This is a genomic window from Bradyrhizobium sp. (genome assembly GCF_030693485.1).
Classification (GTDB): domain Bacteria; phylum Pseudomonadota; class Alphaproteobacteria; order Rhizobiales; family Xanthobacteraceae; genus Bradyrhizobium.
Genome location: NZ_JAUYAN010000076.1, coordinates 1 through 18,961 on the forward strand (window position 1 = coordinate 1; position 18,961 = coordinate 18,961).

The 18,961-nt window shown below is 64.4% G+C and carries 17 protein-coding genes and 2 pseudogenes; 15 read left to right on the plus strand and 4 right to left on the minus strand.

The features are described 5' to 3' along the window. The 7 genes from Q8N40_RS05555 to Q8N40_RS05585 all read left to right on the plus strand — a co-directional run. Window positions 1–540: TetR/AcrR family transcriptional regulator (locus Q8N40_RS05555; RefSeq protein WP_305711100.1), on the plus strand; the 540-nt coding region annotated here is incomplete at its 5' end. A gap of 82 nt (window positions 541–622) precedes the next feature. Beyond that, window positions 623–988 carry a PRC-barrel domain-containing protein gene (locus tag Q8N40_RS05560; protein WP_305711101.1) on the plus strand — a complete coding sequence of 122 codons (366 nt, stop codon included), beginning with the start codon at window positions 623–625 and terminating at the stop codon, window positions 986–988. Between the two features lie 253 nt (window positions 989–1,241). Then, window positions 1,242–2,951 (plus strand): sulfatase-like hydrolase/transferase, encoded by a 1,710-nt coding sequence (locus tag Q8N40_RS05565; RefSeq protein WP_305320771.1) that lies wholly within the window; start codon window positions 1,242–1,244, stop codon window positions 2,949–2,951. A 14-nt stretch (window positions 2,952–2,965) separates the two neighbouring features. Continuing rightward, window positions 2,966–4,702 carry a sulfatase-like hydrolase/transferase gene (locus Q8N40_RS05570; protein ID WP_305711102.1) on the plus strand — a complete coding sequence of 579 codons (1,737 nt, stop codon included), beginning with the start codon at window positions 2,966–2,968 and terminating at the stop codon, window positions 4,700–4,702. Window positions 4,703–4,826: 124 nt separating this feature from the next. Further along, window positions 4,827–5,759, plus strand: a complete 933-nt coding sequence (locus tag Q8N40_RS05575; RefSeq protein ID WP_305320769.1) for an aspartyl/asparaginyl beta-hydroxylase domain-containing protein — start codon at window positions 4,827–4,829, stop codon at window positions 5,757–5,759. Between the two features lie 206 nt (window positions 5,760–5,965). Next, a complete protein-coding gene (locus Q8N40_RS05580) occupies window positions 5,966–6,385 on the plus strand; it encodes a hypothetical protein (protein WP_305320768.1) in 420 nt (139 codons plus the stop codon). After that, a complete protein-coding gene (locus Q8N40_RS05585) occupies window positions 6,385–7,062 on the plus strand; it encodes an OmpA family protein (RefSeq protein ID WP_305711103.1) in 678 nt (225 codons plus the stop codon). Before Q8N40_RS05580 ends, Q8N40_RS05585 begins: the two co-directional genes overlap by 1 nt. A 58-nt stretch (window positions 7,063–7,120) precedes the next feature. Here the strand turns inward: Q8N40_RS05585 and Q8N40_RS05590 are convergent, their stop codons facing one another. After that, window positions 7,121–8,677 (minus strand): ABC transporter permease/substrate-binding protein, encoded by a 1,557-nt coding sequence (locus Q8N40_RS05590; protein WP_305711104.1) that lies wholly within the window; start codon window positions 8,675–8,677, stop codon window positions 7,121–7,123. Beyond that, the gene (locus Q8N40_RS05595) at window positions 8,674–9,474 is read right to left on the minus strand and encodes an ATP-binding cassette domain-containing protein (RefSeq protein ID WP_305320765.1); all 801 of its coding nucleotides are present in this window, start codon (window positions 9,472–9,474) and stop codon (window positions 8,674–8,676) included. The genes Q8N40_RS05590 and Q8N40_RS05595 overlap by 4 nt, the downstream gene beginning before the upstream one ends. A 129-nt stretch (window positions 9,475–9,603) precedes the next feature. Here Q8N40_RS05595 and Q8N40_RS05600 point away from each other — a divergent pair, with 129 nt between their 5' ends. The 8 genes and pseudogenes from Q8N40_RS05600 to Q8N40_RS05635 all read left to right on the plus strand — a co-directional run bounded on the left by Q8N40_RS05600 (window position 9,604) and on the right by Q8N40_RS05635 (window position 17,177). Further along, entirely contained in the window at window positions 9,604–10,431 is an 828-nt protein-coding gene (locus Q8N40_RS05600) for an ABC transporter ATP-binding protein (protein WP_305320764.1), read from the plus strand. Further along, complete coding sequence (locus Q8N40_RS05605; protein WP_305320763.1) at window positions 10,431–11,219, plus strand: ABC transporter permease; 789 nt, start codon at window positions 10,431–10,433, stop codon at window positions 11,217–11,219. The genes Q8N40_RS05600 and Q8N40_RS05605 overlap by 1 nt, the downstream gene beginning before the upstream one ends. Before the next feature lie 65 nt (window positions 11,220–11,284). Next, the gene (locus tag Q8N40_RS05610) at window positions 11,285–12,313 is read left to right on the plus strand and encodes an ABC transporter substrate-binding protein (RefSeq protein ID WP_305711105.1); all 1,029 of its coding nucleotides are present in this window, start codon (window positions 11,285–11,287) and stop codon (window positions 12,311–12,313) included. Between the two features lie 9 nt (window positions 12,314–12,322). Then, the gene (locus Q8N40_RS05615) at window positions 12,323–13,024 is read left to right on the plus strand and encodes an NUDIX hydrolase (RefSeq protein ID WP_305711106.1); all 702 of its coding nucleotides are present in this window, start codon (window positions 12,323–12,325) and stop codon (window positions 13,022–13,024) included. A gap of 154 nt (window positions 13,025–13,178) precedes the next feature. Continuing rightward, window positions 13,179–13,976, plus strand: a pseudogene (locus tag Q8N40_RS05620) (low specificity L-threonine aldolase); the annotation flags it as partial. Between the two features lie 126 nt (window positions 13,977–14,102). After that, window positions 14,103–15,011, plus strand: coding sequence for a polyphosphate kinase 2 family protein (locus tag Q8N40_RS05625; protein ID WP_305711108.1), 909 nt, complete (start codon window positions 14,103–14,105; stop codon window positions 15,009–15,011). A 131-nt stretch (window positions 15,012–15,142) separates the two neighbouring features. Beyond that, entirely contained in the window at window positions 15,143–15,730 is a 588-nt protein-coding gene (locus Q8N40_RS05630) for an HdeD family acid-resistance protein (protein WP_305711109.1), read from the plus strand. 181 nt (window positions 15,731–15,911) lie between these two features. Further along, the gene (locus Q8N40_RS05635; RefSeq protein ID WP_371135622.1) at window positions 15,912–17,177 is read left to right on the plus strand and encodes a serine hydrolase domain-containing protein; all 1,266 of its coding nucleotides are present in this window, start codon (window positions 15,912–15,914) and stop codon (window positions 17,175–17,177) included. 4 nt (window positions 17,178–17,181) lie between these two features. On the opposite strand, the gene Q8N40_RS05640 is transcribed toward Q8N40_RS05635, so the two are convergent. After that, on the minus strand, window positions 17,182–18,249 hold the full coding sequence (locus Q8N40_RS05640) for an N-acetylmuramoyl-L-alanine amidase (protein WP_371135623.1): 1,068 nt from the start codon (window positions 18,247–18,249) through the stop codon (window positions 17,182–17,184). 59 nt (window positions 18,250–18,308) lie between these two features. Next, window positions 18,309–18,961: pseudogene (locus Q8N40_RS05645) on the minus strand (hypothetical protein); the annotation flags it as partial.

Genomic DNA, 18,961 nt, shown 5'->3' on the forward strand with positions numbered 1-18,961 from the left:
GCGGTCAGCGTGCGCGAGGCCGCGCGCCGCGCCGGGGTCTCGCCGGGCGCCCCGTTCCGGCATTTTCCGAACCGCGACGCCCTGATGACGGCGGTGGCCGGCGAAGCGCAGCAGCGCTTCCGGGCCGAGATATCAGCCGCGTTGGCCGATGTGCCTGACAGCGACCCGCTGGCCCGGTTTCGCGCGCTCGGGCTCGCCTATCTGCGCTGGGCGATGCGCAACCCGGCCCATTTCGAGATCATCTCCAGCGGCCGGTATTTCGTCCATGACAAGGCGTCCGAACTGTCCCGCGACAATGCCGAATTGATCGGCCTGGCCGAGCGCACCCTGGCCGATGCGTTTGCGCTGGGCCAATTGCGCAGCGCAGACCTGAAACGGGTCCAGATCGCCGGCCGCGCTTTGGTCTATGGCTTCGCCCGCATGAACATCGACGGGCACTTTCCGCGCTGGGGCGTTGCGGAAGAGGAGGCCGGGCCGACCGCCGAGGCGATCCTCGATCTGTTCATCGAGGGCATCGCCAGAAAGCCGCCCGGCCGGTAGTCGGTCGAGTGTCGGCTGAAGCACAATTCGGAACAAACGCTTGTCGTGACCGTTTTTCGTCGACAGCAGAGGAGAACGAGATATGGCCATCGAATTCCGCGAGACAGGAACCTTGATCGGCAGCGACAAGGTCGAAGGAACCGCCGTTTACGGCGCCAACAGCGAGAAGATCGGAACCATCGAACGCGTCATGATCGACAAGATCAGCGGCAGGGTTTCCTACGCCGTGCTGAGCTTCGGCGGGTTTCTGGGCATCGGCGACGATCACTATCCGCTGCCCTGGCAGTCGCTGAAATACGACACCAATCTGGAAGGCTACATCACGGGCATCACGCAGAAGCAGCTTGAAGGTGCGCCCCGATACGGCAACGACAACAGCTGGAACTGGTCGGACACGTCCCGCACCCGTGCGGTAAACGACTATTACGGCGTGCCGCTGACCGCTTGAGCGCTTACTCTCCCCTGGAGGGTCCCTCCAGGGGAGGTGCCCGCAACTGCGGGGGCGCGCCGCTGTCCCGACCCGCGCGCGAAAGCGCCCATGTGCAAAATTGCTCATTCACGCCGGCGGCAAATTCATTGCGCGTTCATGACGTTTCCCCTACATTTTTATGACACGTCGCAGGCTCCGGATGCGACGTCCGTCTCCTGGTCATCGCCAGCCAAGGCTCAAAGGCAGTGCCGGGTATAGTTGCGTCCCGTCCATGGCGCCCGCGCCAAATCCAGGTCCCGTCGCTACCGTTGCCGCCGCAGGCCTCGCCTCGATAGGCTTCTGGCGGCTGTTTGCCGTCGCGGCACCCCATCTGGCGGCGATCGGCCTGATGCTGCAGACCGAAAGCGACTTCGGTTCGCGGGTCGGTTTTCTGCTGTCCTGGGGGCTGCTGAACTTCTTCTGGATCGCGCTGCTGCGGCGTCCGGCACTGTCGGGCGCGCTGTCGCTGACCCTGGTCGTGGTGCTGATCCTGCTGTCGCAGCTCAAGCACGGCATCGTGCAGATGACCGCGAACTTCATCGACGTGATGGTGATCGACCGCGACAGCGCGGCGTTCCTGTTTACGATCTTCCCCAACCTGCGCTGGTCCGTGATCGGCGCGGCTGTCCTCATCCTCCCCCTGATGTACGCGCTGTGGTGGCTCGACCCGTTCCGGATCCGCCGCCTGCCAGCGCTGGCCAGCAAGCTGGCCTGTCTGGCCGCGCTGGTGGGATATGCCTATGTGTGGCCCGAGCACCCCTGGCGCGGCTATCACAACGACGGGTATCTTTCGAAATTCTCCTACTCCGGCGTCACCGCGGTGTCGGATTTCCTCAATTACGGCTTCATGGAATCCGACGCCGTCGCGGCCGAACGCCTCAAGGTGCCGCTGGAAGACGCTTGCGCGCCCTCGGGGCGGCGGCCCCACATCATCATGATCCATGACGAGTCGAGTTTCGACGTTCGGCAGGCCAGGGGGATCAAGCTTCCCTCGGGCTATGGCAGTCACTTCAAATCGACGGACGGCAAGTCGCGCACCTTCATGCCCGAGATCAGCGGCGGGGCCAGCTGGGCGACCGAATACAACGTGCTGGCCGGGCTGTCGTCGCGCTCGTTCGGCCGTTTTTCCTATTTCGTGACCCGCATCGCCGCGGGCCGCGTCGAGCGCGGCTTGCCGCTGGCGCTGCGCCGCTGCGGCTACAGCACGACGTCGCTCTATCCGGCCCATGGCGCGTTCATGAGCGCGCGCCAATTCCACACCACCACCGGGATCCAGAATTTCCTGGACGCGCGTGCTCTCGGCGCCAGGGGCGTCGAGCCCGACCGCTTCTTCTACGACAAGGCCCTGAGCCTGTTGTCGCAGGACGCACTGGCGAAGCCGCAGTTCATCTTCGTGTACCTCGCCGCCAATCACTTCCCGTGGGAGAAGCCGTTTCGTGCCGACTTGACGCCGTCATGGTCCGGTCCGGGCAACGGACCGAAGATCGATGAATATCTGCGCCGGCAGACGATGAGCGCCGACGACTATTCGGCGTTCGTGGCGGGGTTGAAGAAGAAGTTTCCGGCGCAGCCGTTCCTGATCGTGCGCTATGGCGATCACCAGCCGGAATTCTCCGCGGATATCCTCGACCCCGGTCTTGATGAGGCCGCCGTCGGCAAGAAATTCGAGAATTACGACCCGCGTTACTTCGCGACCTATTATGCGATCGACACCATCAACTTCGAGCCGGTGAAGAGCCCCGTGGTGATGGAAACCATCGACGCGCCCTATCTGCCGCTGGTGATTCAGGAAGCCGCGGGAATTCCGCTCGATCCCTCGTTCGAGGAGCAGAAGAGCATCATGATGCGCTGCAAGGGTGTGTTCTACGCCTGCAAGGGCGGCGCGGAAGCCCGGCGCTTCAACCGGCTGTTGATCGACGCCGGTTTCGTCAAGAGCCTCTAGCACCGGAGGTGAACATGCCAGCCTCCGTTGCATCCGAAACAGGCTCGACCGGCGCCGCGCGCGGCGTCCGCTTCCATGCCGGCGTTGGCATGGTGGTCGCATTGCATCTAGCGGCGTTGGCTGTCCTGCTGTCGTGGGAATACGGCCCCTTTGCGATCACCCTGTCCGTGCTGGCGTGGCTGTTCATCAATTGCCTTTTCCTGCTCGTGCTGCCGCGACCGGGCGTCTCGGCGGCGCTCGCTCTGGTTTTGGTGGTGCTGCTGATCGTGATGTCGCGCTTCAAGTTCGACATTCTGCAGCTGTCGCTGACATTCCTCGATTTCCTGATCATCGATCGCGACACCTTTTCGTTCATGCTCTCGGTATTCCCGCGGTTGTGGACCCAATTGACCGTCGCGCTGGTCGTCGCAGTTCCGGTGCTGTGGCTGGTCTGGCGCGCCGATCCGTTTCGCATCGGACGCCGACTTTCGCTGGCCGTTCTTGTCGCAACAACGCTGTCGATGTCGGTGATGTCGGTGGCGGCGCCCGAAGAGCCGTGGGAGCCGTTCCAGGGCGTCAACCACATTTCCAACCTTGCGCGCTCCGGCGTGGTGGCGGTGTCGCGGCTGACCTCGACCGGATGGATCGAGGCCGATCCGGCTGAGAGCGGTCTGACCCCGCGAGCCCACGCTGCCGGTCGTCCTGCGCTGCCGCCGGGCGAGGATTGCGACACCAGCGTGAAGCGGCCGCACATCATCATGCTGCTCGACGAGTCGAGCTTCGATGTCACCGCGGCCCCCGGCGTCAAGGTGCCCGAGGGCTACACTGATTTCTTCAAGTCGATCGACGGGATCCAGCGCACCATGATTGCGGAAGCGACCGGCGGCCCGACCTGGTACACCGAGTTCAACGTGCTGAGCGGCATGTCGGCGCGATCGTTCGGCGACCTGAAATTTTACGTCACCCGGATCACCGCCGGCCGTGTTGCGCGCGGACTGCCGCAGGCGCTGAAGCGGTGCGGCTACAAGACCTTCTCGCTCTATCCGACCTATGGGAACTTCCTCGGCGCGCGCGCCTTCCAGAAGGGCACCGGGGTCGGCCATTTCATGGACATGGCGGATATGGGCACCAGCGAGGACATGCTGCCCGACAAGTTCTACTTCGATCAGGCCCTCAAGGTGTTTGCGGGCCAGCAGCCGTCCCAGTCGCCGATCTTCATGTTCGTGTATCTCACGGCCAATCATTTTCCCTGGACCAGCGTCTACCGGCCCGACCTGACGCCGGACTGGACGCCGCCGGGCAATACCGCGGAGATCGATGAATATATTCGCCGCCAGCGCATGACCGCAAAGGACTACAGCGATTTCACTGCCCGGCTGGCGCGCGATTATCCGGACCAGTCGTTCATGGTCCTGCGCTTCGGCGACCACCAGCCGGCGATCTCGCAGAAAATGCTGGAGCCCGGCATCGACCGGAAAGTGCTGGCGCAGCGCCTGATGGCGGCGGATCCGCGCTACTTCTCGACCTACTACGCGCTCGATGGGATCAACTTCTCACCGCCCGATCTGTCGTCGGCGCTGGAAACGCTCGATGCGGCCTATCTCCCGATCGTGATCCAGGACGCCGCTGGCGTCCCGCTCGATCCGTCCTTCGCGGAGCAGAAAAAGATCATGCTGCGCTGCAAAGGCCTGTTCTATGCCTGCCGGGGTGGCGCGGAAGCCCGCCGCTTCAACCGCATGCTGATCGACGCCGGCCTGGTGCGGGGGCTGTAGGCCCGCGGGACCCAAAGGTGCCGGGGTTCCGGCCCGGCGAAGCGGTCTGCTGCCTTGAGTGAGGCCTCGAAAACCTGCTACCATCGGCAAGAGTTGGGGCCTTTTTTTTACTGGGTTTTTTGCCATGGTGATGCGTCTGTTTGCGCCGCAGTTTCTCGTGCTCTGGGCCTTCATCGGTTCGGCGCTGGCCGTGCATTTCCGCGGCAAGGTACGGCTCGGGTTCTTCCGGCAACTCACCGACCATTCTACCCTCATGGCGCCCTATAATGTGCTGATGTACCTGTTCTCGGCGGTGCCGAACCGGCCAATTCTGGATGAAGAATCCATCCCCGAACTTAAAGTACTGCGCGACAACTGGCAGCCGATCCGCGAGGAGGCGCTGGTGCTGTTCGCGCAGGGCCAGATCAAGGCCGCGGACAAATACAACGACTGGGGTTTTAATTCGTTCTTCCGCACCGGATGGAAGCGGTTTTACCTGAAATGGTATGGCGCGGCGCTGCCGTCGGCGCTGGCCAATTGCCCCCGGACGGTCGAACTCCTGAATTCGATCCCGAACGTCAAGGGCGCGATGTTCGCCAGCCTGCCGCCCGGCGGCAAACTGGTGCAGCACCGCGATCCCTATGCGGGTTCGCTGCGCTATCATCTGGGATTGCTGGTGCCGAAATCGCCGGGCGAATGCCGGATCTTCATCGACGGCGAGCCCCATTACTGGAAAGAGGGTGGCGGCCTGCTGTTCGACGAGACCTATCTGCACTATGCCGAGAACACCACCAGCGACGACCGCATCATCCTGTTCTGCGATGTCGAACGTCCCCTGCGCACCCGGGCCATGACCGCGGTCAATCGCTGGGTCTCCACGCACATCATCAACGAGAGCGCTACCCAGAACGAGGATGGCGAGCGCATCGGCTGGCTGAACCGGATCTTCGGCTCCGTCTACCAGGTGCGGCTGGTGGGCAAGCGGATGAAGGCCTGGAACAAGCAGGTCTATTATGCGGTGAAGTATCTCTTGATCGGCGGCATCCTCGCCGCCTTCCTGGCGACGGCTTTCACCTGAGGCGGGGTGGGGCGGAAGCGCCGATTCGTGTGCGCGCGGATTGATCCGGGCGCGGCCGGACGCCTGACCATCCTCCCGACCAACAGGGGTTTTCCTGCCAAAACCTTCGGGCGTGGTGCGCCTTCGTCTTGGTGCGGCCTCTATCCCTGCCATTTTCCCGCTGCAAGGCTTGACCGCGGGCGCCAGCATCATATGAGATGAATCCCATGAATTGGATCCGATCGATACTGCTCGTGCTTCCGGTCGCCGCCTGCTCGCCGGCGCTGGCGCAGACCGTCAAATTTGAGGACTCGGCGGCCCTGCTGGGGGCGAGCTGCGCCAAGGATATCGAGGCCAATTGCCGCGGCGTCAATCTCGACCCCACGCGCATGAAGGACTGCCTGTCGCGCAACCAGGATGTGCTGTCGCCGCAGTGCAAGAGCGACTACGGCAAGGCGTTCGAAGCGATCCAGAAGCGGGTAACCGCGCGCGCCGCCGTCTTCAAGCTCTGCGAGCGCGACATCGTCAAACTGTGCGGCGTCACGGACAAGGCCGATCGCACCAAAGCCCTGGAGTGCCTGATAGCGGGGCCGCGCGGCATCGGCATCAATTGCAACAAGTCCGTCATCGAAGCGGGGTATCGCTGATGCGACGGGCAAGCAGAAGCCTGGCCCCTATCGGGCTGCTGGTGGTGGCGCTGCTCGGCTGTGCGGCGCTGCCGGCTCGGGCGCAAACGCCGGCGGCGAGCAGCTCGGAAGACTGGGTCAAGCGACTGGCCGGCCTTGAAACCGCACCGGATCTGGATGTCGCCGCCTTGCGGCAACAGGTGACGGAACGCGTCAAGTCGAGGGCCGATGCGCAGCCGATCAAGCGGCCGCTGGTCGCCCCGCAATTGCTCAAGCTGCCGCAGCTGGTGGCCGATATTCAATTCGACGCCGACGCCGCCGTGGTCCGGCCGGAATCGTACCGGGTGCTGGGGCGGATCGCCGATACGCTGACCCATCCCTCGATGCTCGGATACAAATTCCTGATCGTCGGGCATACCGTGTCGACCGGCCGGCGCGATATCAACCTGTCGCTGAGCCAGCGGCGGGCCGACGTGATCCGTGAAGTGCTGGTCAACACCTTCAAGATCAACCCGAAGCGGCTGCTGTCGCTCGGTCTCGGTGAGGAGCAACTGCTGGACGCCACCCGTCCGGCCGCGCCGGCCAACCAGCGGGTCCACCTCATGACCGTTGGAAGCGCGATTGAGGCAAACCCTCCAGCCGTCGCGCCCGCCACCGTCGCTCCTGCGAAAGCAGGGACCCAAAAGCCCAAGCGTTAGTGTTTGCGCGAAAGCTGTCGACGGGTCGCCAAAGGCCTTGACGAAGGCATGCTCACCGCTACCTCCCGATCTTCTCCCACAGCCAGCGCGCCACGGCGTCCGGCGACGATGCGCCGTCGCCGCCGGCGGCGCGCAGATTGGCCTCGCGCATGCTGGCGATGTCGATGCGGCCAAGCAGCGGCGCCAGCGCCGCGCGCAACGCCTCGTCGTTGGCGCGCTTCGGCGCCAGCAGCACGATGGCGTCGTAGGGCGGGATCGCGCGCCTGACATCGTCCAGCACCACGAGATCGTATTTGGCGATCAGGCCGTCGCTGGTATAGCCCGCGATGACATCGACCTCGCCGGAGCCGGCCGCGGCATACATGAAATCCGGCTGCATCTGCCGCTGCGCGCGAAACTTCAGTCCATATTGCTTCTGCAAGCCGGCCCATTCCGGCCGCGAGAAGAATTCATAGTCCGCCGCCATCGACATGCCCTGGGCATGCGCGGCGAGATCGGCGATCGATCGAATACCCAATGCTTCCGCGCGTTGGCGCGGCATCACCAGCGCATAGGCGTTTTCAAAGCCGAGTTCGCCCAGCAGCGTGATGTTCTGGCGCGCCAGCATGACGTTCAACTCGGCCAGCAGTTCCGCGCGCGGCCTGATGTCGGCGCGGTGAAACTGGTTGACCCACAGCGTGCCGGAATAATCGACATAGACGTCGATGTCATTGGACGCCAGCGCCTCGAAGATCACGTTGGAGCCGAGGCCCTCGCGCGAACTGGCGGAAAATCCCGCAGCCCGCAGCCGCTGCGACATCAGCGCCGACAGCACATACTGCTCGCCAAAGGTCTTGGCGCCGACGATATAGCTCGACGGCGAACGCGACATTGTCGGTACCAGCGTGGCCGCCACCAGCGCGGCGATGCCGGCGCTGCCCGCCAGCACGCGCAGCCGGCTGCGGTGGCGGATGCCGACTTCGATCAACGCCAGCAACTGGTCCACCGCGAGCGCAAGCACTGCGGCAGCGAGGCAGCCGAACAGCACGAACACCCAGTTCTGGGTTTGCAGGCCGGCAAAAATGTAATTGCCGAGGCTGGTCTGCCCGATCGGGGTCGACAGCGTCGCGGTGCCGATCACCCAGACCGCCGCGGTGCGAATGCCCGCCATCATGACCGGCAGCGCCAGCGGCAGCTCGACCTGAAACAGCGACTGCGCCGGCGTCATGCCGACGCCCTGCGCCGCCTCGCGGATCGCGGGGTCGACGCCGCCAAGGCCGGTGATGGTGTTGCGCAGCACCGGCAGCATCGAATACAGCGCCAGCGCAAGTACCGCCGGCAGAAATCCGAACGCGGAAAAGCCAATGCCGAACCACGACAGCGACAACGCCGCCAGTGCCAGCAGCACCGGATAGAACAGCGCCAGCAGCGCCAGCCCCGGCACCGTCTGCACGATGCTGGCGAGCCCAAGCAGCGCGCCGCGCATGGCTCGACGATTGCGTGCCGCAATCGCGAGGGGCAGGCTGATCATGAGCCCGAGCGCCAGCGCCGTGACGGAAACGCGGACATGATTGCCGAGATAGTCCGGCAGATGCGCGAGCGCTTCGCCCCAGCGTGGATCGGAGAAAAAGCTCATGCCGCGCCGTCCCGCGGCAGCAATGCGTTGAGCCGCTCGGCCTGCCGCCGCGGCGTGCGCAGCAATTCGCCGACGTAAGCGTCACCGCTGCGGGAAAGCTGCGCCGGCGTGCCCTGCGCCAGCAGTCTTCCGCTGCGCATCACTGCAATGCGGTCGGCCAGCAGGATCGCTTCGGTCATGTCATGGGTGATCATGACCGTGGTCAGCCCGAGCTTGCGGTGCAACTCGCGATAATCGTCGCCGAGCGCGTCGCGGGTGAGCGGGTCGAGCGCGCCGAACGGCTCGTCCATCAGCACGATGCGCGGCCTTGCCGCCAGTGCGCGGGCGACCCCGACGCGCTGGCGCTGCCCGCCCGACAATTCATGCGGAAAACGGTCGCGGTACAGCGCGCGGTCGAGCCGCACCAGATCGAGCAGTTCGTCCACCCTTGCCGCGATTGCGTCGGCCGGGGTGCCGATCAGCTTCGGCGTGATGCCTATATTGCCCGACACGCTGAAATGCGGGAACAGCCCGCCGCTCTGGAATACATAGCCGATACGGCGGCGCAGCTTTATCGGATCGACGCTGCGCACGTCCTCGCCCTCGACCGTGATCTCGCCCTCGTCGGCATCGATCAACCGGTTCGCCAGTCGCAGCAGCGTGGTCTTGCCGGAGCCGGAGCCGCCGACGATGGCGAGAAATTCGCCCTCGGCGACCGCTAGCGAGACGTCGTCCACCGCCCGAACCGCCTGCGCGCCGCGACCGCCGGCGAAGCTTTTGCCGACATGCGCGAAGGCGATCAGGGGAGAACGTTGCATGCAGCCGGCCCACGGTTCCGCTTGCCCCCCGGTGAAGGACGGCCAAGCCTGAAGTAGCACGTTGCGGCGCTTCGTTGAACTTGTCCTCACAAAACGCTAAGGCATCCTGCAAACCTGGAGGGGACGAGGGTGGATACGACAAAGCCGACGGCGGTCGCGCTGGATGACGCGACGGTGGCGTTCCGATTGGCCGATAACAGGGTCTATACCGCGGTCGAGCAGGCCAGTCTTTCGGTCGAGCACGGCGAGTTCGTCGCCATTGTCGGGCCCACCGGCTGCGGAAAATCGACATTGCTCAACGTCGCCGCCGGGCTGCTCAAGCCGGCATCGGGCGCGGTGCGCATCTTCGACCAGCCGCTGACCGGCCTCAACAAGGACGCCGGCTACCTGTTTCAGGCCGATGCGCTGTTCCCGTGGAAGACCGCAATCGACAACGTCGCCATCGGGCTCGAAATCAAGGGCGCGCCCCGCGCGCAGGCGCTGGAACGGGCGCAGGGCTGGCTGACCTCGGTCGGTCTCGGCGCCTTCGCCGGCCGCTATCCGCACATGCTGTCGGGCGGCCAGCGCAAGCGCGTCGGACTTGCCCAAGTGCTGATCCGCGACCCCAAGATCCTGCTGATGGACGAGCCGTTCGGGCCGCTCGACGCCCAGACCCGTCAGATCATGGGCAATCTGCTGCTGGACCTGTGGAACGCCGACCGTAAGGCGGTGCTGTTCGTCACCCATGATCTCGAGGAGGCGATCGCGCTGGCCGACCGCGTCGTGATTATGTCGGCGGGGCCGGGCGCGCGCATCATCGGCGACTGGAAGGTGCCGCTTGCCCGCCCGCGCGACATTTCAGAGGTCCGCATGGAGAGGGAGTTTCACGCGCTGCACCGGGAGATCTGGAGCGTGCTGAAGGACGAGGTGATGAAGGGCTATGCGCAGTCCTCGCAGGCGCCGGCGGAGGTCGCATGATGAGCCGGCCCGTTCTGCTGTTCTGCCAGTTGATGGTCGCCGTGGTCGGCCTCGCGCTGTGGCAGTTCCTCACCAGCGTGCCGATCTTCGGCCGCATCCTGCTGCCGCCGTTTTTCTTCTCCAACCCGGTGGATGTGGCGAGCCAGATCGTCGACTGGTTCGTGCGCGGCACGATCTGGAAACATCTCCTGATCACGCTGTGGGAATCGGTGCTCGCCTTCACGATCGGTTCGGTTGCCGGCGTCCTGGTCGGGTTCTGGTTCGCGCGCCAGCCGCGGGTGGCGGCCATCTTCGATCCCTATGTGAAGATGGCCAACGCGCTGCCGCGCGTGGTGCTGGCGCCGATCTTCACGCTGTGGCTCGGGCTCGGCATCTGGTCCAAGGTCGCACTCGGGGTCACCCTGGTGTTCTTCATCGTGTTTTTCAACGTCTATCAGGGCGTCAAGGAAGTCAGCCCGACGGTGCTCGCCAATGGCCGCATGCTCGGCATGAGCGAACGGCAACTGACGCGGCACGTTTACTGGCCGTCGGCGTTGTCGTGGATGTTCTCTTCCCTCCACACCGCGGTCGGCTTCGCTGTGGTCGGCGCCGTGGTCGGCGAGTATCTGGGTTCCGCGGCCGGGCTCGGCTACTTGATCCAACAGGCCGAAGGCATATTCGACGTCGCCGCGGTATTCGCCGGCATGTTCGTGCTTTCGGCTTTCGTCATCCTGATCGATCTGCTGGTGACATTCGTCGAGCGGCGGTTGCTGGTCTGGCGGCCGGACGGCGCCGGAGGCCACGGCTAAGTCACCTTCTCAAGCGCCGCGCACTGCTCTATCGTGCGACAATAAATGAATACACGGAGGATACCATGAGGACGATTTTGGGCAGGCTGGCCGGGGCGCTGGTCGCGCTGGCGCTGACATCCGGCCTCGCGGCGGCGCAAACCAAGGTCACCGTCGCAATCGGCGGCGGCGCCTGCCTGTGCTATCTGCCGACCGTATTGGCGCGGCAACTCGGTGAATACGAAAAGGCCGGTCTGGCCGTCGAACTGGTCGACCTCAAGGGCGGCTCGGACGCGCTGAAGGCGGTGCTCGGCGGCAGCGCCGACGTGGTGTCAGGCTATTTCGACCACACCGTCAACCTCGCCGCCAAGAAACAGGAAATGCAATCCTTCGTGGTGTATGACCGCTATCCCGGACTGGTCCTGGTGGTATCGCCCTCGCACAACGCCGCGATCAAATCGATCAAGGACCTCGCCGGCAGGAAGGTCGGCGTCAGCGCGCCGGGTTCCTCGACCGATTTTTTCCTGAAATACCTCCTGAAGAAAAACGGCGTCGCCGCGTCCGATGTCGCCGTGATCGGCGTCGGCCTCGGCGCTACCGCGGTCGCCGCGATGCAGCAGGGCCAGATCGAAGCGGCCGTGATGCTGGACCCTTCGGTCACCGTGCTGCAGGGCAGCTACCCTGACCTGCGCATCCTCGCCGATACCCGCACCCAGAAGGATACGCTCGACGTATTCGGCGGCGAATACCCCGGTGGCTCGCTCTACTCGACGGCGGCCTGGATCAAATCGCATGAGAAGGAGGCGCAGGCCCTGACCAATGCGATCGTCAACACGCTGGACTGGATCCAGTCGCATTCGCCCGAGGAAATCATGGCGAAGATGCCGCCGGAAATCGTCGGCAAGAACAAGGAGCTCTATCTCGCCGCGCTCAAGAACACGCTCCCGATGTATTCGAAAACCGGCATGATGGATCCCAAGGGAGCGGACGCGGTACTCGCGGTGTTCAGCGAAAGTTCGCCCGAGGTCGCGAAGGCCAACATCGACCTGAGCAAGACCTTCACCAACAGGTTCGTCGAAGCGGCGAGGAAGACCACGGGGACCGGTGCGAAGTAGGCGCTATCGATGACGCTGCCGGTCATTCACCGGGTCACCACGCTTGAGTTGGATGTGCAGCCATGGTCGTGGCCGTTCGCGATCGAGCGGGGCGCCGAGATAACAGCGCATTTCGCCGGCAAGCAGCGCGAGAAACCGCAAATCTGGAACGGTCGCCTGCTGCTGGCGCGCAATCCCGTGTTCACTGGGTCAGGCTTTCGCGCCGGTTACTTCGAGACGGATTTTGCCTCTTTCCTGGCCTGGCGCGACTGGGGCTTTCCGGATCGGGATATCTTCAACGGTTTCGGGATGGGCGCGCTACGCAGCAACGACGGCGCCTTCGTGCTCGGCGAGATGGGCCAGCATACCGCCAACGCCGGACGCATCTACTTCCCGTCGGGCACGCCTGACCTCGACGACATCTGCGCCGGCACGGTCGACATCGCCGGCAGCGTCGTGCGCGAAGTCGCGGAAGAAACCGGGCTGTCCGCGGCCGACTACCGCGCCGATGCGCATTGGGACTGCGTGGTCTCCGGGGCGTCGGTCGCGATGATCCGGGTCCTGAACGTCGATAGCCCGGGCGAAGCGCTGCGCACGCGGATCGAGGCCAATCTCGCCCGGCAGCGTCAGCCCGAGCTTTCCGCTGTTCATCTGGTGCGCGATATCGGCGATCTCACCGCGGCGATGCCGCGCTTTGTCACCGCCTTTATTGAGGCGCAGTTCTCTCAATAGCCTGTAGTCCTGTAGCCCGGATGGAGCCAACGGGTCGCGAGAATGCGCGGCCGATGGCGCAATCCGGGGCCGGTCTCGCCTGTTGCTTCCCGGATTGCGCAAGTGCTCCATCCGGGCTGCGGCCACTGGCTTTCTTGAAAAAAGGCGGTGCGGTATGACCAGCGAACCCCAGCAATTCGCCAGCGACAATTATTCCGGAATCTGCCCGGAGGCCTGGGCGGCGATGGCCGAGGCCAACCATGGCCACGCGCCCGCCTATGGCGACGACCTCTGGACCGCCCGGGCATCGGATGCCGTTCGCGCGCTGTTCGAGACCAACTGCGAGGTGTTCTTTGCCTTCAACGGCACGGCGGCCAATTCGCTGGCGCTGGCGTCGCTCTGCCAATCCTACCACAGCGTGATCTGCTCGGACGCGGCGCATGTCGAGACCGACGAGTGCGGCGCCCCGGAATTCTTTTCCAACGGCTCGAAACTGCTGGTGGCGCCGTCGAGCGGCGGCAAGCTGACGCCGGATGCAATCCGCGCCATCGCGACCGCCCGCAGCGATATCCATTTTCCAAAACCACGCGTGGTGACGGTGACGCAGCCGACCGAGACCGGGCAGGTCTATGGTCTCGACGAATTGCGGGCGATCTCGGCGGTGTGCCGCGAGCTGGGTCTCAGTCTCCACATGGACGGCGCGCGTTTTGCAAATGCCTGCGCCAGCCTGCGATGCAGCCCGGCCGACATGACCTGGCGCGCCGGAGTCGACGTGCTCTGCTTCGGCGGCACCAAGAACGGGATGGCCGCCGGCGAGGCCATCCTGTTCTTCAACCGCAAGCTGGCGGAGGACTTCGATTACCGCCGCAAGCAGGCCGGCCACCTGGCCTCGAAGATGCGCTTTCTGTCGGCGCCGTGGGTCGGCATGCTGGAGACCGGGGCCTGGCTGCGCAACGCCGCGCACGCGCGCGATCGCATCGGCGTAGTGCGGGCAGGAGGTTGTTGTATTTCAGCCGATAAAACCTCATTCTGATAAACTCGCAACGAGGCCGTCTCGAAGGATGGGCTGCGGGCGAGAGAACAGAAGGTAACGCCTGCCATGAGCAACAATTCCTCCCAGTCGCTCGGCGACCAGCTGAAGTCCTTCGTCGCACCGTTTCGCTACGACGGATCCGGCAAGTTCCATCTGAAGTCCCACAAGACCAGCGAGAAGGGCGGTCTCGACAAGGACAGCGCCGGCAAGATCATCGAGGCCAACCGCAAGCGGCTGAACGACTTTCAGGAAAAACTCTACGCCCAGGACCGCTGGTCGCTGCTGCTGATCTTTCAGGGCATGGATGCCTCCGGCAAGGACGGCGCGATCAAGAGCATCTTCGAGGGCATCAACCCGCAGGGCTGCGACGTCCATTCCTTCAAGCAGCCGACCTCTCACGAACTCGATCACGATTTCATGTGGCGCAGCACGATCGCCCTGCCGCAGCGCGGCCGCATCGGCATCTTCAATCGCTCCTATTACGAGGAATGCCTGGTGACGCGGGTGCATCCGGAACTGCTGGACAAGCAGAAGCTTCCGCCGGAGCTGGTTACGAAGAAAATCTTCCACGAGCGGTTCGAGGACATTTCGGCGTTCGAACGCTATCTCGCGCGGAACGGCACCGTGGTGCTGAAATTCTTCCTTAACCTCTCGAAGGAGGAGCAGCGCGAACGCTTTCTGGAGCGGCTGGAGGAGCCCGCCAAGAACTGGAAATTCTCGATGGGCGACGTCACCGAGCGCGCGCTGTGGCCGCGATACATGGCGGTGTACCAGGACATCGTGCGTCACACCGCGACGCCGTTGTCGCCTTGGCACGTGGTGCCGGCGGACCACAAATGGTTCGCGCGGGTGGTGATCGGCTCGGCCATCGTCACGGCGCTCGAAAAGCTCGACCTGAAATTCCCCCGCGTCGACAAGGCGTCGCTGCAGGAGTTCAAGCAGGTGCGCATGGCGCTGCTGGAAGACAAGGATTGAGCGCGGCGCGCGCCAACCGGGGCGACGCTCCGGGATGGCTCCATCATTCCGGAGCAGGCCGACGGTTGCATTCGGACGATTGCGGAATATGCTGGACGGGCGCCCTTCCAATCCCTTGAGAGGACTGTCCGATGTCCACGGTACAATCAGATCGACAACCCGGAACCGGCCTTGGCTCGGCCATGGTGCATGCGCTGGCGAGGAACTGGTGGCTGTTATTGTTGCGGGGCATCGCCGCCATCATTTTCGGCATGCTCGCCTTTGCCTGGCCCGGCCTGACGCTGTTGACGCTGATCCTGTTCTACGGCGCCTTTGCGCTGGTGGATGGCGTGCTGGCGATCGTTGCCGCCGTGACTGGCGGCGCGCCGGCGCCGCGCTGGTGGCTGGCCATCGTCGGTCTGCTCGGGATCGCGGCGGGGCTCCTGACGTTCCTGATGCCGGGCCTCAGCGCGCTGGTGCTGTTGTTTTTCATCGCCGCATGGGCGATCGCGACCGGCGTGATGCAGATCATCGGCGCGATCCAGTTGCGCAAGGAGATCGACAATGAGTGGTGGCTGATCCTCGGCGGCGTCATCTCGGTGCTGTTCGGTGTCGCCATGATGCTGGCTCCCGGCGCGGGCGCGCTGGCGCTGGTCTGGGTCATCGGCATCTACTCCGTGGTGCTGGGTGTAACCTTCGTCGCGCTGGCGTTCCGGCTGAAGAAGCACGGCCATGCCTGATGGAAGCGCGTGATCGGGTGAGTGGAGGGTGCACGGACGCTGCCGCCGGCCGCCAACGCGTCGCTGTATGGCTGCGGCGCGCTCCCGCACTTGACTTGTCGCGAGTGCAGACGCGATCTGGGCATGCCATCGGCGGACACCCAAACGAACAATAATCGATCCACCTTCGAGGGAGACGACCATGAAGACGCTCATGATCACCGCAGCCATGATTGTCGGCATCGTCATCAACCCGGCACATGCTGGTCCGCTGCCCGAGGCCAGGCCTGACGATGTCGGATTCTCGCAACGAGGTCTGACGCGGCTCGACGATTTCTTCGCCCGCGAGATAGCCGCCAAGCGCGTGCCCGGCGCCGTGGTCGCCATCGCCCGGGACGGCAAGCTCGTCCATTTCAAGGCCTACGGCCAGCTCGATCCGGCCATGGGAACGCCGATGCCGCCGGACGCCATTTTTGCGCTTGCGTCGATGACCAAGCCGATGGCGGCGGTCGCCGGGCTGACGCTGATGGAGCAGGGGCGCTTGCCGCTCAAGGCCAGGCTCGCGGACTACTATCCGGCCTTTGCCGAGATGAAGGTGGGTAGCCAGCAGCCGGACGGTTCGCTGAAGCTCGACGCGCAGGCTTCACCGATCTTCATCCACGACCTCTATCGCCACACCTCCGGCCTGATGTATGGCGGCCGCCCGGACAGTTCGAGCCCGGTCGCGCGGGCGTATCCTGATGGCACGGCGCCGGCCATCGAAGGCGATACGCAGGCCTTCATCGATCGCATCACCAAGCTGCCGCTGGCGCACCAACCGGGCAAGGTTTTCGAGTACGGGTTTTCGATCGACGTGCTCGGCGCCGTGGTCGAGAAGGTGAGCGAGCAGCGGCTCAGCGAATACCTCGCTGCCAATGTGTGGCAGCCGCTCGGCATGAAAGATGCCACGTTCAAGCCTACGGAGGTGCAGCGTCCGCGTCTGGCCCGGCCGTTCCCCAACGACCCGCTGACGGGCAAGCCGCAGACCATCAAGCTCTTGGACACGCCGACCAGGCATGACTGCGGCGGCGCCTGCGCCTTTGCCACCGTCGGTGACTACGTCCGCTTTGGCCAAATGCTGCTCAACGGCGGCGAGCTGGACGGCCAGCGCGTCCTCGGCCCCAAGACGGTGCATCACATGATCGCCAATCACCTCGGGCCGGAGATCAGGAACAACGTCGCCAATGTGGAGGCGCATCGCGCCGGCTTTACGTTCGGCCTCGGGGTGGCGGTCCGCGTCAGCGAGGGGCTGTCGGCGGTTCCCGGCAATCCCGGCGAATTCAGCTGGAATGGCGCCTACGGCACGCAGTTCTTCGCCGATCCCAAGGAGCGTCTCGTCGTGGTGGTCGGGACCGCGGCGCCGGGCGAGTTGCGGAAATACTACCGCGAGCAGGTCCAGGACATCGTCTATGGCGCGATGGTGAAGTGAGGCGTCAGATCGGACCGAGCACGGCCCATCGCTGATCGCAGAACTGCTTGACGGCCGCGGTGACGCCGCTGCTGATGATGTTCTGGCGTTCAGGCGAGTCCATCGCGAGCTCTTCGTCCCGATTGATGATCGAGCCCGCCTCCAGCAGTACGGCGGGCATCCGGGTGGTTCGCAGCACCACGAGTTCGTCGTAGCGGTAGACCCCGGTTTCCCTGTTCAGCAACTCACGCCGGTGCCGGCCCATGATCGGCTGGCTGTATTGCTCGGCATAGCGCAGGCCCAGCGCCTTCATTTCCTTGGCCACCAGTTCGGCGAAGACGAGGCTGGTCCTGAAATCCGGATTCCCGCGGGAGACGAACACGGAATAGCCGCTGAAGCGGTCGCTGAAACGGCTCTTCTTGCCGTCGAACTCCCACTCTTCGAGGAATTTGGCGGGCACGGAATCGTGGTGGATCGACAGAAAGAGATGGGCTTGCAGGTCGTTGGCCGTGGCGACTCGCTTGACCAGGCTGCGCCTGGCCTTGCCCTCGGTCAGCAGCAACCGGGTCTGGGCAAAGCCGTCGTCCTTCAATCTCTGCTCGATCCGCTGCGCCAGCCGATGATTGTAGAGGAACTCGGAGACGTTGCGGGCGCTCCTCGCGCCCGCAGACTCCGCGGTATGTCCGACATCCACGACGACCCGGAATTTCGCCGGGTCGCATGACGGCGCGGCCGGTTTGAACGTGGACGGGCTCAAGGCGACCGGCCCCAGCGCGGCAAGTCTTACGTTACGCTGCCTGGGCGAGGCGGCGGGCTTTGCCGGACCGGCAGGCTTCGCCGCGGTCACGCGCTTTGCCACGGCGGCAGGCTTGGGCGAGGTGGCCTGCTTTGCCGATTTGGCTGGCTTTGACGAGCCCTTGAACATATCCGACAGCCAGCCGGCGTCGCTGGCCTCGATCGGCAGAAGCATCAAGGCGGCCATCGCGGCGATCACGGTGCGGTAGCACCGGACACCAATGCCTGAGCGCGCGGATTTTCCTCCTGTCGACGGCAATGCCTGCTTTCCCCCGGCGTGGTCGTCTTCGCGCCTCATGACAGCATGGCGGCACAAGGCGCCATTCGGGTCATTATGACCGATGGAGGCCTGACCATTCAACCCTTTGACCCCTTCCTGATCCCGTCTTCTATCGAAAGCGCCTTTTCGAATTTGGCGTTGAACAGCCACATCGCATCGAGAATTTCGCGGAAGGTCACGGATGTCCTTGCCCGGTCGGCTCGTCCATAGGCGAACATGCTGTTGTTTCGCAGATATCCCATGATCCTGGGGTCCGAAACCCGGTAGCCCATGGGATTGCCGGACCGGAGCGCGGATTTGGTCGGGCTGGGAATGATCTGGATCAGTTCGAACAGCTTCAACTGATCGATCGGGTCGGGCAGCGCCTTCACGATCGCCGGGATCTGCGGGAAGATATCCGCGTGGGCGTTCATCAGCGCGTCCCGCACCGAGGTCCAGTGGTTGTAGCGACGGTCCAGATTGCCGAGCCGCGCCTCCTCCCTGTCATCGCGAAGGCTCAGGCCCGGATCGAGCGATGCGATCGACGGCTTGATCGCCGCCCACTTCCTTCGGCCATTTTCAGCTTCGGGCGGACCTGTTTGCAGGCTGCCCTTGTATTTGTTCGAGCGCGCATTGCCGATGGTCTGGTTGCCGTTGGTCTCGGCGAAGAACAGCCCGAGGCTGATGCGTCCCGCCGCATCGGCATCCACAGCACCGAGGCCTTTTGCTCGCGCAATGACCCTTCCGAGAT